At 69.4% G+C, this 15,003-nt stretch carries 15 protein-coding genes; 8 read left to right on the top strand and 7 right to left on the bottom strand.

The window, feature by feature from the left end; translation table 11 throughout:
* The first annotated feature begins 855 nt into the window (after nucleotides 1–855).
* On the top strand, nucleotides 856–1,149 hold the full coding sequence (locus VFH10_RS17595) for a hypothetical protein (RefSeq protein ID WP_325130923.1): 294 nt from the start codon (nucleotides 856–858) through the stop codon (nucleotides 1,147–1,149).
* Between the two features lie 270 nt (nucleotides 1,150–1,419).
* Here the strand turns inward: VFH10_RS17595 and VFH10_RS17590 are convergent, their stop codons facing one another.
* Nucleotides 1,420–2,313, bottom strand: a complete 894-nt coding sequence (locus tag VFH10_RS17590; RefSeq protein WP_325130921.1) for a hypothetical protein — start codon at nucleotides 2,311–2,313, stop codon at nucleotides 1,420–1,422.
* A gap of 89 nt (nucleotides 2,314–2,402) precedes the next feature.
* Here VFH10_RS17590 and VFH10_RS17585 point away from each other — a divergent pair, with 89 nt between their 5' ends.
* Nucleotides 2,403–2,831: a VOC family protein gene (locus tag VFH10_RS17585; RefSeq protein WP_325130925.1), complete on the top strand. Its 429-nt coding sequence runs from the start codon at nucleotides 2,403–2,405 to the stop codon at nucleotides 2,829–2,831.
* A gap of 46 nt (nucleotides 2,832–2,877) precedes the next feature.
* Here the strand turns inward: VFH10_RS17585 and VFH10_RS17580 are convergent, their stop codons facing one another.
* Nucleotides 2,878–3,666 (bottom strand): GNAT family N-acetyltransferase, encoded by a 789-nt coding sequence (locus VFH10_RS17580; RefSeq protein ID WP_325130919.1) that lies wholly within the window; start codon nucleotides 3,664–3,666, stop codon nucleotides 2,878–2,880.
* Nucleotides 3,667–3,840: 174 nt separating this feature from the next.
* Here VFH10_RS17580 and VFH10_RS17575 point away from each other — a divergent pair, with 174 nt between their 5' ends.
* Together VFH10_RS17575 and VFH10_RS17570 are read left to right on the top strand one after the other, a co-directional pair.
* Nucleotides 3,841–5,337: an FAD-dependent monooxygenase gene (locus tag VFH10_RS17575; protein ID WP_325130916.1), complete on the top strand. Its 1,497-nt coding sequence runs from the start codon at nucleotides 3,841–3,843 to the stop codon at nucleotides 5,335–5,337.
* A gap of 78 nt (nucleotides 5,338–5,415) precedes the next feature.
* Complete coding sequence (locus VFH10_RS17570) at nucleotides 5,416–6,063, top strand: hypothetical protein (protein WP_325130914.1); 648 nt, start codon at nucleotides 5,416–5,418, stop codon at nucleotides 6,061–6,063.
* Between the two features lie 15 nt (nucleotides 6,064–6,078).
* On the opposite strand, the gene VFH10_RS17565 is transcribed toward VFH10_RS17570, so the two are convergent.
* From VFH10_RS17565 to VFH10_RS17545, 5 genes are all read right to left on the bottom strand, one after another.
* Nucleotides 6,079–6,372, bottom strand: a complete 294-nt coding sequence (locus tag VFH10_RS17565) for a GlsB/YeaQ/YmgE family stress response membrane protein (protein WP_325130913.1) — start codon at nucleotides 6,370–6,372, stop codon at nucleotides 6,079–6,081.
* Between the two features lie 529 nt (nucleotides 6,373–6,901).
* Entirely contained in the window at nucleotides 6,902–8,164 is a 1,263-nt protein-coding gene (locus tag VFH10_RS17560; protein ID WP_325130911.1) for a hypothetical protein, read from the bottom strand.
* A gap of 317 nt (nucleotides 8,165–8,481) precedes the next feature.
* Nucleotides 8,482–9,138 (bottom strand): response regulator transcription factor, encoded by a 657-nt coding sequence (locus VFH10_RS17555; protein ID WP_325130909.1) that lies wholly within the window; start codon nucleotides 9,136–9,138, stop codon nucleotides 8,482–8,484.
* Nucleotides 9,135–10,397, bottom strand: a complete 1,263-nt coding sequence (locus tag VFH10_RS17550) for a sensor histidine kinase (RefSeq protein WP_325130907.1) — start codon at nucleotides 10,395–10,397, stop codon at nucleotides 9,135–9,137. The genes VFH10_RS17555 and VFH10_RS17550 overlap by 4 nt, the downstream gene beginning before the upstream one ends.
* A gap of 188 nt (nucleotides 10,398–10,585) precedes the next feature.
* Nucleotides 10,586–11,596 carry a putative Ig domain-containing protein gene (locus VFH10_RS17545; protein ID WP_325130905.1) on the bottom strand — a complete coding sequence of 337 codons (1,011 nt, stop codon included), beginning with the start codon at nucleotides 11,594–11,596 and terminating at the stop codon, nucleotides 10,586–10,588.
* On the opposite strand from VFH10_RS17545, the gene VFH10_RS17540 reads away from it, so the two are divergent.
* The 4 genes from VFH10_RS17540 (at nucleotide 11,595) to VFH10_RS17525 (ending at nucleotide 14,983) form a co-directional block, all read left to right on the top strand.
* Nucleotides 11,595–12,176: a hypothetical protein gene (locus tag VFH10_RS17540; RefSeq protein WP_325130903.1), complete on the top strand. Its 582-nt coding sequence runs from the start codon at nucleotides 11,595–11,597 to the stop codon at nucleotides 12,174–12,176. The genes VFH10_RS17545 and VFH10_RS17540 overlap by 2 nt on opposite strands.
* Nucleotides 12,177–12,724: 548 nt before the next feature.
* On the top strand, nucleotides 12,725–13,345 hold the full coding sequence (locus VFH10_RS17535) for a DUF4386 domain-containing protein (protein WP_325130901.1): 621 nt from the start codon (nucleotides 12,725–12,727) through the stop codon (nucleotides 13,343–13,345).
* 133 nt (nucleotides 13,346–13,478) lie between these two features.
* On the top strand, nucleotides 13,479–14,030 hold the full coding sequence (locus VFH10_RS17530) for a hypothetical protein (protein WP_325130899.1): 552 nt from the start codon (nucleotides 13,479–13,481) through the stop codon (nucleotides 14,028–14,030).
* Entirely contained in the window at nucleotides 14,027–14,983 is a 957-nt protein-coding gene (locus VFH10_RS17525) for an NAD-dependent epimerase/dehydratase family protein (protein WP_325130897.1), read from the top strand. Before VFH10_RS17530 ends, VFH10_RS17525 begins: the two co-directional genes overlap by 4 nt.
* Nucleotides 14,984–15,003: the final 20 nt, after the last annotated feature.

Genomic DNA, 15,003 nt, shown 5'->3' with positions numbered 1-15,003 from the left:
GGGCGTGAGGTGGACAGGTGGATTCCACCGGCGTTCCCACCAGACGTGCTGACCGGTCCACGCGTGAGCATCCCGGCGCGTGACTACCTGCTGTCCGGGGTCCGCTGCGCCAGGCCGGACAGTGGGGCGCCGCAGACCTAGTCCCGGGCAAGCCGCGTGGTCTCAACAGCCCCAACCTGATGTGGCCGGCCGACCATGCCTGGTTCGCCGCGCCGAGATCGACCTCCCCTGGACCGGCATCGCCGGCACCCCTGGGCTGATCGAAGACCTCCTGGCTGCCAGGGAACTCGACGTCGAGACCGTAGAACCATCGGGGAATCTGCCCTACAGGGGCTCTGGGTCTTGATACTGCTCCTGACTCACATCAACAGGGAGCACACTAGTGAGTGTGCGCACAATCCTTGAAGCCTTACAGATCAGCGTCTTGGTGCTGATCTGTGCTTCTCTCTTGGTTGCGCTTCTCGTCGTGTGGCGGGACGACCGCAAGTGGGTGGATGAACGGCAGCACTGGCCCGGGCGCTAGCCGACATGACCGCCGGTTGCGCGCTGGAAGGCGTTCTACCCCGCTGGGCGGCTCGACATGTCGCGGTCGCTACTTCCGGCGACCTGCACGAGCTTCCTTTGCCTTGGCAACGGCTGACTTAAGCCTCGCTTGGTTCTCCGGCTTTCGGGCTTGGTCGTAGACCATCTTGGCGGCGCTGAAAGCAGCCGCACCTTTCAACAACTTCATGGGAACCGCGTACCCATTCAACCGTCCTTCTAGGCGCCATCACCCGAAAGGGCCGATCTCAGGCCCTCGGGGCTCATGCCGCAATCGCGCGGACTGGCTAGACGGATCGTCCGCACCTCCGGGCCGTGCAAGTGATCGAACGGCGAAGGGAGTGCGCGGCCGTTCCTCCTCAGGACTGGTCAGGCTCCTTCACCACAGCCGTCGAGTCCGGCAGAGCCGAGGCTCCCTACAGCTTCGACGAGATCTACCACGACTACATGCTGGTCACGCACGGGTTCGCGTGGTCGCCGGACGGGTCCCGCGTCGCGGTCACCAGCGGACCCGGCATCGCCACCGTCTCCTCGGACGGACACCCCAACACCCCGACCCGCGGCAGCGGCCAGGGTCCCCTGGCCTGGCTCGACGAGTCGGCCGACTGAGATTCCTGTGCCCGGACACGGCGTGCCTCGTCACCCAGCGGAGGCGGTACGACGTCGGCGGCGCGGAGAGGGGCACGCCCAGACGCCAGGCCCGCCGTAGATCGGGTTCCGGGCGTTGCTGGTGAATGCGCCCGCGGCGTTGCCCAGCCTCCCCCGGAGTCCCTGACCCGCCATCCGGCGACAGTACCGTTCCGCGACCGGCATCGTGCGACGCCAAGACTCTCGCATGCCGCTGCGGGCGTGGCCCGGGCGGTGACCGGGCCACACACGTCAGAGTCGCCCGAATGCCGCCAGGGTGCGGAGTGCGCGGAGGGTCTCGATTCCGCGCCACTCCATGGTCGAGGCGGTGCCCGGTGGGGTCCAGGTGATGGGCCAGCCCCCGTCGTCCTGCTGGTCTCGAGCCAGGCGATCGAGGTGCCCACCGATGATGGCCTCGTCGAAGAGGTCGAGCCACGGGCTGTCGGGCGACGGCGCGAAGTGAAGAGGCGTGACGCCGTACGCGGGGTCGGACGGGTCGGCCCTGAACCACCTCAGACCAGGCAGCCAGTCGCGCACGTGTGCACTGACCGAGTCCGCGCGAGCCCGGTCCGGAGCGTGTGCGAGGAACTCCAGGACCTCCACCAGGGTGTGGGCGTCCTCGTCGAAGCCTGCCTCGAGCCGCTTCCACGTCCAGTCGGTGGCGCTTGCGAGCCAGGAGTGGGAAACGCCCATCTTGTGAAGTCGGCCCGCCAACCCGGCGGTCGGGTTCAGCCCCGGGGCGTAGGCCCAGTCGGACCAGTGCTCCGCGTGGGGGTAGTCGGCCACCACCGGAAAGGCCAGCGGCACCGCACCGTCGGGGTGCGCCACGGAGCCCAGCCAGTCGCACGCCTCACGGACCATCTCGCTGTCGCCCAGGGGCCTGCGGGTCTCGACGTACCGCGGACTCTCTGCAGCGGTCATGAGGACGTCGAACGCTCGCTCCACATCGATCGGCAGGCTGTCCGGGCAACGCTTGTCGGGTTCGAGCCCGTGGCCGAACCCGCCATCGGAGTTGCGGTAGGCCCGCACGGCGTCGACGGCCCCTGCGGGGTCGGCGTCATCGAACAGCACGGCGGCCAGGCGACGCTCGATCAGGCGCCCCTCGCGGTCGAGAAATGCACGGCCAGCAGTGAGGATGTCGTTCATCTCCGGAAGTCTCGCACGCGGTTCCGCGTGGCAGCCGGCTCCGAGGGTCGTGGACACAGTTCCCGCGCCCCTAGGGTGGACCGATGACGATGGTCAAGCAGTTCCAGGTCACCTTTGACTGCGCAGAACCTGAGCGTGTCGCCCGCTTCTGGTGCGAGGTCCTGGGGTACGTCGTACCGCCTCCGCCGGAGGGGTTCGCCAGCTGGGACGATTTCGATCGCGCGCTGCCGCCTGAGAGGCAGGGTTCGGCGTTCGCCTGCATCGATCCCACGGGTGTGGGGCCGCGGCTGTTCTTCCAGCGCGTTCCCGAAGGCAAGGTCGTCAAGAACCGGCTGCACCTCGACGTGCGGGTCGGCACCGGGCTGGTGGGTGAGGAGCGCCTGGCCGCACTCGAGGCCGAGTGCGCACGGCTGATCCCGCTCGGCGCGGTTCGCGTGCGGCTGTTGCGTGCCGATGGTGTCAACGAGTCCTGCCTCGTGATGCAGGACGTCGAGGGCAACGAGTTCTGTCTCGACTGAGTGGCCGCGACCCAGCCGCATCCCGCAACCCGGCGGCCGGCCTGGGTCAGCGCCGCCAGTCGTACGGCGTCGTGGTCGACACCTTGACCAGCCCCGCCCGTTCCAGGATCGGGCGGGAGTACTCGGTCGAGTCGCTGTGGATGAGCGTCTTGTGCATCCGCAGGGCGGACCTGGCCCTGGCTGCCGTCAGCGCTCGGTAGATCCCGCGGCCGCGCCATTCGACGAGGGTCGCGCCGCCCCAGATGCCGGCGAAGTCGGTGCCGTGAACCGGTTCCAGCCGTCCGGCGCTGACCACCTGCCCGTGCGCTTCGGCGACCCACAGCTCCATCCCGTCGTGGCGGGACAGCCGGCGAAGAAGGGCCTCCGCCATGTCGTCCGAGACCGGGTCGCCGAACGCCACCGCCGCCATGGCGGTCATCGCTCGGACGTCCTTCTCCTCGGTGACTCGGCGCAGCGTGACACCTTCCGGCAGCTCCACGTCAACTGCCAGCGCACGCGCCTCGCCGAGCATGATCGACTCGGGCTCGCCGCGCGTGAACCCGCACTCGAGCAGCGCCTCGTGCAGGCCTGGCGCGTGGTCGTGCTCGCGGGTCTTCCACTCGATGCGGTTGATGGTCGGGTCTGCGCGGTAGTGATCGAGAGCTTGCGGCACGAGCCTGCGGATCGCTTCCTCGTCCGCTCCGTCGAGGTCTCGGTACGTGACGAAGCCGCGGCCGCCCGTGAAGGTCACCAGGCGCAGCGGTCCGAGGCTGGTGACCGAGACGGCGCTGGGCGTCTCGGCGTCGGTGCGCAGCTGCTCGTCGTAGGCCGCGAGGAGTCGTGTCGGGTCGGTCACGGGAGTCACCGTGCCGTGCCGCCGCTGGATGTGCAACACGGTATCGCCAGGAAGGGGAACGGCATCGACCGCTCCTCGCATCTCCAAGGTAACCCGCGGAGGGGGGCTTGCTGCAAGACCCCCTTCATGCCGCAGAATCGCCGACTCGAAGGCAGTACGTCGGAGGGGTGGACCGTGACCGAGCATGCGGTTGTGATCGTCGGGGGAGGCCCCACGGGCCTGATGCTGGCCGGGGAGCTGGCGCTGGCGAGGGTGGACGTCGCCATCGTCGAGCGGCGCGCCAGTCAGGACCTCCCCGGCTCGCGCGCCGGCGGTCTGCATGCACGCACCATCGAGGTCCTCGACCAGCGGGGTATCGCCGACCGGTTCCTCGCAGAGGGACAGGTGGCACAGGTCGCCGGCTTCGCTCGGGTCTCGTTCGACATCAGCGACTTTCCGACGCGGCATCCCTACGGGCTCGGGCTATGGCAGAACCACATCGAGCGGATCCTGGCCGGCTGGGTCGACGAGCTGGCCGTCACCAGCTACCGCGGACGTGAGGCGACCGGGCTCGCGCAGGACGACACCGGCGTGGACGTCGAGCTGTCCGACGGTCAGTCGCTGCGGGCGGAGTACGTCGTCGGGTGCGACGGCGGACGAAGCCTCATCCGCAAGGAGACCGGCATCGAGTTCCCCGGGTGGGACCCGACGACCAGCGCCCTGATCGCCGAGGCCGAGATGGCCGAGGAGCCGGAGCTGGGCATGCGCCAGGACGCCGTCGGTCAGCACGGCATCGGCAGGGTCGAGTACGAGATCCGTGACGGCGAGTTGATCTTCGCCGACCACGGCCCGGTCAGGATCATGGTCACCGAGCAGCACGTCGGGGAGAAGAGCGAACCCACCCTGGAGGATCTGAGCGAGGCGCTCATCGGCGTGTACGGGACCGACTACGGGATCCACAGTCCCACCTGGATCTCCCGGTTCACCGACATGACCCGTCAGGCCGCGACGTACCGGAAGGCACGCGTGCTGCTGGCCGGTGACGCCGCCCACGTGCACTCCCCCGTGGGTGGACAAGGACTCAACACAGGCGTGCAGGATGCGCAGAACCTGGGGTGGAAGCTGGCCCAGGTGGTCAAGGGAGTGTCGCCGGACAGCCTCCTGGACACCTATCACGACGAACGCCACCCGGTGGCTGCCCGCGTGCTGCGCAACACGATGGCGCAGGTCGCCCTCACCCGCCCCGGCGATGCGCGTCTTGATGCGTTGCGCGACACCGTCTCCGACCTCCTGAGCATGGACGAGCCCCGCAAGCGGTACGCGGGCATGATGTCCGGCCTCGACATCCACTACGAACTCGGTGAGGGCCACCCGCTGCTCGGTCGTCGCATGCCCGATCTGGACCTGGTCACGACCGGGAGGCCCTGCCGGGTCTTCACCCTGCTCCAGGACGCGCGACCGGTCCTGCTCGATCTCGGCCAAGCCGGTGGATTCGACATCACGCCGTGGGCGGATCGGGTGCAGCTGGTCGATGCTGACTTTGCCGGCATCTGGGAGCTACCGGTGCTCGGCCAGGTCGCCGCTCCCTCTGCGGTGTTGGTCCGGCCCGACGGCTACGTCGCGTGGGTCGGAGATGGAACCCATGACGGGCTCGAGGAGGCACTTTCGCGCTGGTTCGGGCCGCCCGAATAGTCGCGACTCCCGGGTCGCGGGGCAAGGCCGTCGATCTGCCGATGACATGCCGCCCGGGACAGGCATACCGTTTCAGGTGTGGCCGCGGGGCGAGCCGACGCACGGGGCGGTCTGCTGGCGTGGTCAGCGTCATGCCTGGTGATCGGGACGATGGCGCTGACGCTCGCCGCGTCGCTCAACCCGAACCCGACCGGCGTCAACGCCGCCGCGGTGCTCGAGGTCGCCATGGCGCCGGGCGGGCGTTGGCTGGCGATGGCGGCCGCGCTCCTGATCGGCTCGGTGGCCCTGCTGGCGGGTCTGCCCACCCTGCTGATCCCGTTCCGTGATCGTGCACGCGGCCTCGCAATGGCGGCGGTGGCCACGTTGGCAGTCGGGGTGCTGGGCAGCTCCGGGTACGCGGCGCTGCTCGTGTTCGTCCGGGCACTCGCCGACCAGGAGGCACTGCGGCCGGGCAGGTTACCGCGTGCCCTCGAGGACGCCGAAGTGGTGATGGTCCTGTTCGTGTGGGTGGGATCCTTCTACCTGGGCGTGCTGCTGATGGCCGTTGCGCTGCTTCGTGCGAGGGTTGCTGCCCCCTGGGTCCCGATCGTTCTCCTCGTCGTCGTCGGGTGTCTGCCCTTGGTGTCGATGGCGGGTCACATCGGCCAGGTGGTCCAGGTCCTGCTCCTGGCGGTCGCGTTCACCGAGATCGCGACGCGGGCCGTGCAACGTGCAACGCCGGCATGACCCGCCTCGCGTCTCTCAGGTGAGCTTCGACTTCAACTTCGACGTCCTGGACGTGTTCCTACCTGTGAGCGTCGATGCGATGACGACCAGTACCGCTGCGACTGCGATCGCCACGGCCCAGCGCACCCAGTCGACCCCGGAAGTGGCGCCCCCGCCGAAGGCGGCGTACACGTACCAGCCCAGCAGCACCCCACCGATGCCGCAAAGGATGGTGAGCCAGATCGGAATGTTGTCCTTGTCCCCCGGGGCGACGAACTTCCCCAGCAGACCGATGATGATGCCCGCAATGATGACGCCGATGATCTCCATGCCGGAGGCCTCCTCTTAGAGCCGGTCGCGTCGTTGCGACCTGCCCTGGAAGTACCCGACGAGCGTGCCTTCAGTCTGGCCGGCCAGGCACACGTGGAGACTGACCCGCTAGAACTCGGAGGAGGAACTACGACCAAGGCCCGTGGCAGGACGCGATCCGCCGGTTCTAGCGTGGAGGTGCGGCCCCGCCTGATCTCCCCGCTTGGGACCCCCGTCAGGCGGGGTCGCCCCGCGAGGTGGGGTCCGGGCCCCGACCGTTCCGCGTCCGTACCGATCGGCTGGACGCATCGTCTGCCCCGCGCGGCATGAAGGGCTCGGGTCGGGGTACCGGCTGTCCCGAAGGCGCCGCCGCGCAGGGGCGGAAGCGTCTTCTGCCCCGTCCCCTCACGCAGGGGACGGGGCTATTCACTGTCGAGACCGACGCCGCGGGTGCGCCGGGTGAACATCCCGGGTCCGGAGAGGAACGCGATCGCGTTCGCCGAGCTCCCCTCCGGGTCCCGGAATGTTCAGCTGACCGGCGCGGACCCGCTCAGCGGGCGCGGACCTTGTTGGAGCGCGCGGTCCAGTCGCTGGCACCGGCCGCGTTGACCGCTCGGACCTGGAAGCGGTAGGCGCCGCGGGCCAGCACCATCTTCTCGGACCGCGCCGACGAACCCGTCTTCGCCGAGACCTTCTCACCCAGCACCTTGCCGTTCGCGCCCAGCCGCACCGCGCGGACCTGGTAGCGGACCGTGCCGGCAGCGCGAGCGTTTGCCGGGGCACGCCACCGGGCTGTCGCGGTGACGGCGCCGCCACGGCGACCGGACACGGCCGCCCGGAGTGCTGGCGTGGACGGCGCCGACCCGGCGGCGATCTGCGAGCCACCGCTCGGAAGCGTGACGGGCTGTGGCACCAGAACGGCGGAGGTCGGCGGCGTCAGCCGGCTGCCCGCGGGCACCGGGAACGGGAAGCCCAGCACGGCCAGCCGGCCGCGCACCTGGTTCTGGGCCTGGCAGTCCTGCACACATTCGGTCGGGGGGTTGGCCAGCTCGACGGCGTCCTCGCCGGTCACGAAGCCCATCCGGCCGCCGCTAGCGACGTCCCAGATCGAGACCATGCCGCAGTGCTCGACGCTCGGGGTCACCGGGACCGCGGTGTTGCACTCGGGCTGGAGGACCTGTTCGGCCACCTGAGAGCTGTCCCGGGCGACGAAGTCGGGTGAGAAGTCGTTGCCGATGTTCACCCGGGTCCGGCCCTCGACGCAGAAGGTGCTCGGCGGTCCGGTCTCGACGCTGACGCAGTCGTCGCCGAGGAACTGACCGACCACCGCGCGGAAGTTCGGGTTGTCGAAGAAGAACGGCCTGATCGCCGGGTCGGCAGGCTGAGCCAGGGTGTGCACCATGCGGGTGAGCCCGCCGTCGCTGCGCTCGGGCTCCATCTGGAAGATGCCGCCCTGCGCGCAGTCCTTCGCCTGGATCTTGATGGAGTCGCCCGAACCACTGCGCATGATGTTCAGCCCCTCCTCACCGAGCTCCACCGAGATGTCGCTGATGAGCGTGGTGCCCTCCAGGTCGGGGACCTTGCTGGCCCACACCGGTGTGAACCGGCCACCGGTCATGTCCTCGTCGTTGGGAGCACCGGTGAAGGCGTAGTCGAGTACGGCGAAGTCGGATCCGCGCACGTCGAACTGGTTGTAGAGACCCCGCACGCCGAACCGGTCGCCGAGCGCGGCCGCGGGCACGGTGCCGACGAACGGTGCGGAGGCCACCACGGCGCCGGTCGACAGGTTGACCAGCTGGTACCCACCGTCCACACAACCGTCCGACTTGGCCGCACCAGCAGGAGCAGCCAGGACACCCGCCGTCAACGCTGCCGCACCGAGTGCGAGGACCAGTGGCCCGGCCAGACGACGAACCAATCCCCCTTGGTGATGACCGAATACCTTCCGCATACCAACGCTCCAATTCGTCAAGGTCGGGCCCACGCGTGCCCGACGGCCCGAGCCTGCTGCACCCCCGGATGCGCGCACCATGGGCGATCGTCGTAGTACCAGGTGCGGTTTGACCACGTCCGGATGGATCTGGACCGCACACCGCCGTCCTGGCGGGCGGTCACTGACCGGGCCCACCGTCAACGTCGGATGAAGACGTCTTCGAGGTTGTGCCTGGCCCAGATGGCGGCGCTGGTTCGTTCGTGTACGCCGATGTGGGCATAGATGCTGCTGAGGTATGCCTTGACCGTCTTCTCCTGGATGCCGAGTCGCTCGGCGATGAGCTTGTTGCTGAATCCCTTCTGGAGCAGACCAAGCACGTCATGCTCTCGTCGGGTGAGCACGACCTTGGGTGCGGGGGTGCCGACGTTTCGGATCACGTATCGGGCGACACGAGGATCGAGGGGTGCGTCGCCTCGGCTCGCCGCGAGGACGCCGGCGACCAGCTGTTCTGCCTCGGTGTCCTTGAGGAGGTACCCGGAGGCGCCGAGCCGGACGGCCTCGCTGACGTCCTTGGTGTCCGCGCTCGCGGTGAGCACCAGCACCGCCGTCCGCGGGGCCGCCTCGCGGATGAGCCGGAGTGTCTCCAAGCCACCGCGTCCGGGCATGCCCAGGTCCAGCACCACCACGTCCGGCGCCTCCTCGTCGAGCACGCGCAGGCACTTCTCACCGCTGGTGACCGCTGCGACCACCTCGATGCCGGCGGCCGACAGGACTGCCCGAAGACCGAGGAGCACTGTTGGATGGTCGTCGACCAGCAGGACTCGCGTCCGGGCTGCTGGCCGCGTCTCGGTCACAGCGCCAGCTCCATCCGCACGTCGGTCCCCGCGCCGGGTGCGGACCACAGTTCGAGCGCGCCGCGATACTCCATCGCGATGTCGGCGAGCGCCTCCAGACCCAGGTGTCCCTGCTCGGCCCCCGGATCGTTCGTGTCCAGCCCGCAACCGTCGTCCTGAACCCGGATCATCAGCGTGTCCGGCCCGCGCGCGAGAGTCACGCGGACGTGGTCAGCCTCGGCGTGCTGGAGGACGTTGTGAAGCAGCTCCTTGACGCAGGAATGGGCGACCTCCACCATCTCGCCGGCGAGCTGGTGGTCGATGTCCTGGGGCACCAGCTCGACGTCGACAACCGTCCCCCGGGTCCGTAGTGGCTGCGCCAGGTCGTCCAATGCCTGCGCGAAGCCAACCTGGTGGATCGAACGGGGATGCAGCTCCACGATGCCGGCGCGAAGGCCCCGCACGCTCTCCCTCAGGGAGCCGGACGCGGCGCTCAAGAGATGTCGTGCCTGAGTGAGGTTTCCGGTGTCCAACGCGGAGCTGGCACCGTCCACGACGTAGGCGGTGCCGACCAGGTCCTGGATGGGCCCGTCGTGCAGGTTGCGGGCCAGCAGCCGCCGGTCCCGCTCGGCGGAGGCACGTGCATGCTCATCGACCTCACGCTGTCGGCGCCTCAGCCAGCGCACATTCATCAGCCCGATCGTCAGCTGCACGGCGGCCAGTGCGACGAAGCCGACCAACGCCAGGCCCACGAGCGTGCGCCACACCGCGTCTCGCTGCACGAGCACTCGGTCGTAGCTCAGGTAGGTCTCGAACAGGACGCGTTGACCGCCCGCCGCCGGGATCGGGGCGTAGACCTCGATCAGCTGAGCTCCCAGATTTCGCTCCGCGCGACCCTCACTGTCGCTCAGGTCGCTGACCTCCTCGACCGTCGAGTTGGTCTCCAACGCCTCACGCTTGTGATCCGACAACGGGTAGGTGCGGCCGATCTCCTCCTGGTCGTCGCTGAAGAGGACCTCCCCGTCCGTCGACCACACCTTGATCCGACGCAGAGAGGTCTCATGGCTCAAGTGTTCGCGAAACTGGCCATCGAGGAACGCCACCGCGCTCCGGTCACCTTCTAACAGGGCCAGGGCCATGTCTTGGTCGACGAACATGCTCCCCAGCATCTCTGTGTACCGCCGCGCGTCGACCAGAGCCTGCCGTTCGGCCAGGCGAGCACCGACGACGAGGCCGAACCCGACCATCAGGCACAGGGCGAGCAGACTGCCGACGACCAACCTCCACGTCGTCCAGTCCCGCTGATGCCGGGAAAGCCGCGAGCCTCGTGCGTCCGCGAGCACGACGTGCGAACGTGCAGGTCGCGAGTCAGGCGGCGTGTCCGGCCCCTTCCTGCTGGCGCCGATCGGCTTCGGCCCCAGAGCCTCGGCGGACGCTCGAGCCCTGCGATCGCGACGCGTGACCGAGCTCAGGGCAGGATCCGAATGCTGAACTGTTGGGTGGCGGACTGGCCGCTGCTGTCGTTCACACGAACGGTGAAGGTGAAGGTTCCCGCCGTGGTGGGCGTTCCCCTCACGCGTCCGGGGGACGCCTGCACCGACAGACCCGGGGGCAGAGTGCCGGCGACGTGTGCCCACGTGTACGGCGGCACGCCGCCGCCCGGGAACAGGCTGGCTTCGTACGCGATGCCGACCGTGCCGTCCCTGAGCTGGTCGGTGCCGTTCGTGATCACCAAGGGGCTCGCGGGATCTACCGTGAGGGTGAAGGTCTTGGTGGCTGTGTTGCCGGCCTGGTCGCGGGCACGGACGGTGAAGGTCGTCGTCTGGACTCGGGTCGGGACCCCGGTGACCGCAGTGGTGCGGGACAGTCGCAGGTCGTTCCCGGCGAACCTGAGTCCGTCCGGAACCCTGCCGTTCACCAGCGACCACCGGTACGGGGTGCCCTGACCACAGCAGGCCTCGATGAACCCGGCGTAGTTCTCCCCCACCCGTGCGTTCGGAAGCGGCGAATCCGTGATGATCATGAACAGCGACTGCGACGTGACCGTGAGCACGGCCGAACGGGCGACCCCGTTGTAGGTCGCCGAGATGGTGGCCGTGCCCACCGCGGACGTGTTGATGGCCACCTGGAACGCGCCGGTCGAGCTGTTCGCCGGAACCGTCACCGTGGCCGGAACGGTTGCGATCGCCGTGTTGCTGCTGGCCAGCGAGACTGTCGCGCCACCGGTCGGGGTGAGCGCGGTGAACGCCAACGTGGCGGACGTGCCCGAGGTGCCCGTCTGGACGGTGGCGGGGCTCAGGGTGATCGAGGCGAGCGCGCCCCCGGGCTGCGGTGGTGGCGGCGCGGTGACGGTGATGGTGTCCGTCCGGGTGACCCCGTTGTAGGTCGCGGAGATCACGGAGGTGGTGGTGGCCGTGACCGGGTTCGTGGAGACGAAGGTCGGGACGACCCTGCTGTTGACCCCCTCGGGGACCGTCATGCTGGCCGGCACCGTCGCCACGGCGGTGTTGCTGCTCGAGAACGAGACGACGGCCCCTCCTGGTGGAGCAGGCGCGGTCAGCGTCACGGTCGTCGCCGCCGTGGAGCCGCCTTGGACGCTGGCCGGGGCGACGTCGACCGCGTTGAGCGTGGCGCTCGGCGGAGGAGGCGGCGGAGGCGGCGGTGCAGCGGTGCCGGTGACGGTCAGGGTGGCGCTGCGAGTCGTGCCGCCGTATGTCGCGGAGATCACCGAGGTGGAGGTCGAGCTGACGGCGCTCGTCGCGACGGAGAAGGTCGTCGAGGCGACCCCGGCCGGGACGGTCCCAGTAGCGGGGACAGTGGCTGCGGCAGTGTTGCTGCTGGTCAACGCCACGAGGGCGCCGCCCGCCGGCGCGGGGGCGGTGAGCGTCACCGTGGCCGAGCTGCTGGTTCCGCCGGCCACCGTCGCCGGACTGAGACTGACCGAGCTGAGTGCGGCCGCGGGCGCGGGCGCGGTCACGGTGCAACCAGACAACCGGACGTTCACGGGAGTCGTCGAGCCGTCGTTCACATCCACCGTGCAGTCCGCCGGCCGCGTGTAGCCCGAGCGCTCGATCCGGAACTCTCCGGAGCCGTCGCTGGTCCCCATCTGCACGCCGTCCACCGTGATCGGCCGGTTGGCGACTGCCCTGCCTTCGATCCGCAACCTGTCGCCGCTGACCTCAGCACGCGAGACGGTCACGGCAGCCTGTGCCGTGCCGACAAAGGCGACCGACAACAGCACCGTCAGGGAAACCACCGTCAGCGCCAGCCGACTCCGCCGTCCGTTCATGTCTGCCTCCGGGCACACAGTCACGGACGTGGCTTCCCAGAGACGGCCAGTTGGCAGGCCTGATGACACACCGGATCACGGCTGGCCAAGCCACATCCGGCCATGATTCTCCCCCGGCCGCGGGCCGACGACAATGGACACAGGTCCTAGTACCCGGGTGCCGGCCGCCCGCCGGCCCGACGAGCACGAGCGTGTGCGAGCTCACCGCTGAAGTGCCATGCGGCACTCGAGCGGCTTCCGTCCGGACCTGCCGTTCGCGGACCGACGGGTGCATGGTGGAAGTGCTGGCGGCGCGATGCCACCGGCGGGAGGCCCGCCATGAGTTCGAGAGGTCGCACCGCGACCACCGTCGGCGTTCTGTTCTTCGTCCAGATGGCCACCGCCATCGCCGGCACCACGTTGATCCAAGCTTTCGTCGACGGCGATCACGATCGGTCCCGACTGACCGTCGGCGTCATGCTGATGACCTGCTCCGGATTCGCCGTCGTGGGCATCGGCCTGCTGATGTACCCGGTGCTGAAGACCGTCGACCCGCGCCTGGCGGTGTGGTACCCGGTGCTCAGGATCATCGAGTTCACGGTCTCGGCCGCCTGCGGTGTCTACCTCCTGGCCCAGCTGGAGGTCGTGCCCAACCACCTGCTCTGGGTCTACATCCCCACCGGCATCGGCGGCTTGATCCTGACCTACCTGCTCTTCGTCTCGAGGCTGGTCCCGCGACCGATCGCCGCGCTCGGTCTCGTGGGGTACGCCTGCCTCACTCTGGGCGTGCCGCTGGACCTCCTCGGCGTTCTCGACATGGGTGCGGGGCCCGGCCAGGTCCTGCTCGTTCCCGGGGGCCTCTTCGAGGCCGTGGTCCTCCCGACCTGGTTGATCGCGAAGGGGTTCCGGACACCGACCACCCGGGAGTCCACCGCTCCCGCCCTTGCCACGACGGGCTGACCGAGCGCCCTCCCGGGCTCGCCGACTCCAGCCCCGGCCGACCTCGACCATCACCCCTCCGGCACCAGTTCAGGAGCTGAACATCATGACCACCCCTTCATCACCTGCGACGGCAGGTTTCCTACGTCCGTGGTTGCTTTGGACCGCGGGCTTCATCGCATTTCCGATCTCAGGACTGGCGGGCACCGCGGTCGCCGGGCGCGTCGACGGGCCGATCGCCGCCCTCCTCGGCGGCGTCGTCTGCGGCCTGGTCCTGGGCGCCGGTCAGGTGCTGGTGAGCCGCGGCCGGCTCGATCCGCGCCGGTGGGTCCCGGCCACTGGCGTCGGGATGGGCGCCGGGCTCCTGCTCGGTGCTGTCGTCGTCGACTACGAGACGACCCTGACTGCCCTGGTCACGATGGGCGCACTCACCGGCCTTCTCCTCGGGGTGGCACAGGCTGTTGCCCTGCCGAGGCGCGCGCACCTGCGGTGGGCCTGGGCCGCCGCGGTGCCCGTTCTATGGGCGCTGGGCTGGGCCGCCACCACCCTGGGCGGGATCAGCGTCGAGGACCAGTTCACGGTCTTCGGCGCGTACGGCGCGGTGACGTTCATGGCCATCTCGGGCCTGCTGCTCCACTACCTTCTCCCCGTCCTGCCCGAGGCAGATCGGCGCTCGCCGTCCCGTCACGTCGGAGCGGCCTCGTGACCAACCCCCGACACGTCATCTTCGGATCGGGCGCCATCGGGCTGTCCACCTACGAGGCGCTACGACGGCGTGGCGAATCCGTCCGGATCGTCAACCGGTCCGGTCACGCCGCGGTGCCCGACGAAGTCGAGGTGATAGGTGGCGATGCCCGCGACCCGGCGTTCACCGTCGAGGCCGGCCAAGGCGCCGCTGTCGTGTACCAGACACTGAACCCGCCCTACCCCGAGTGGTCTGCGCAGTTCCCCGCCCTCCAGGCCGGCGTACTGGCCGCCGCCGAGGCCGCTGGAGCGCGGCTGGTCAGCATGGAGAACGTGTACATGTACGGCCGCCCCGAAGGGCGTCCGCTCACCGAGGACCGCCCCTACGACGCGCACACGGAGAAGGGCCGGCTCCGCGGTCGGATGGCGCGCGACCTGCTCGCCGCCCACAGCGCCGGACGTGTCGAGGTCGCCATCGGGCGTGCCTCGGACTACTTCGGCCCCCGCGGCGGTGCGCAGTCCAACTTGGGCGACCGGGTCTTCCCCGCCGCCCTCCAGGGAAAGACCGCCACCGTCCTCGGCGACCTCGATCAACCGCACACCTACAGCTACATCCCCGACATCGGCGAAGGGTTGGCCGTCCTCGGCGAACACCCAGACGCCCCCGGCCAGGTGTGGCACCTCCCGAACGACCCCGAGACACGCACTACCCGGCAGCTCGTCGAGATGATCTTCGAGCAGGTCGGGCTCCCGCACGCCAAGGTGCGCAGCATCCCACCCCTCCTGCTGCGCCTGCTGGCTCTGAGGAACCCGACCGTGCGCGAGCTCCTGGAGATGCAGTACCAGTTCGAGGAGCCGTTCGTCGTGGACAGCAGCCTGATCACCAACAAGCTCGACGTGACTGCCACCCCCGTCGACCAGGCCATCGCCGACACCCTGGCCACCTATCGGTCCTCACCCAGCCAGGTCGGGTGAGGGTTCCGCCACCGGTCGCG

This window comes from Nocardioides sp. (assembly GCF_035697785.1).
In the GTDB taxonomy this organism is placed as follows: domain Bacteria; phylum Actinomycetota; class Actinomycetes; order Propionibacteriales; family Nocardioidaceae; genus Nocardioides_B.
This window is presented reverse-complemented; position numbering and strand designations above follow the sequence as displayed.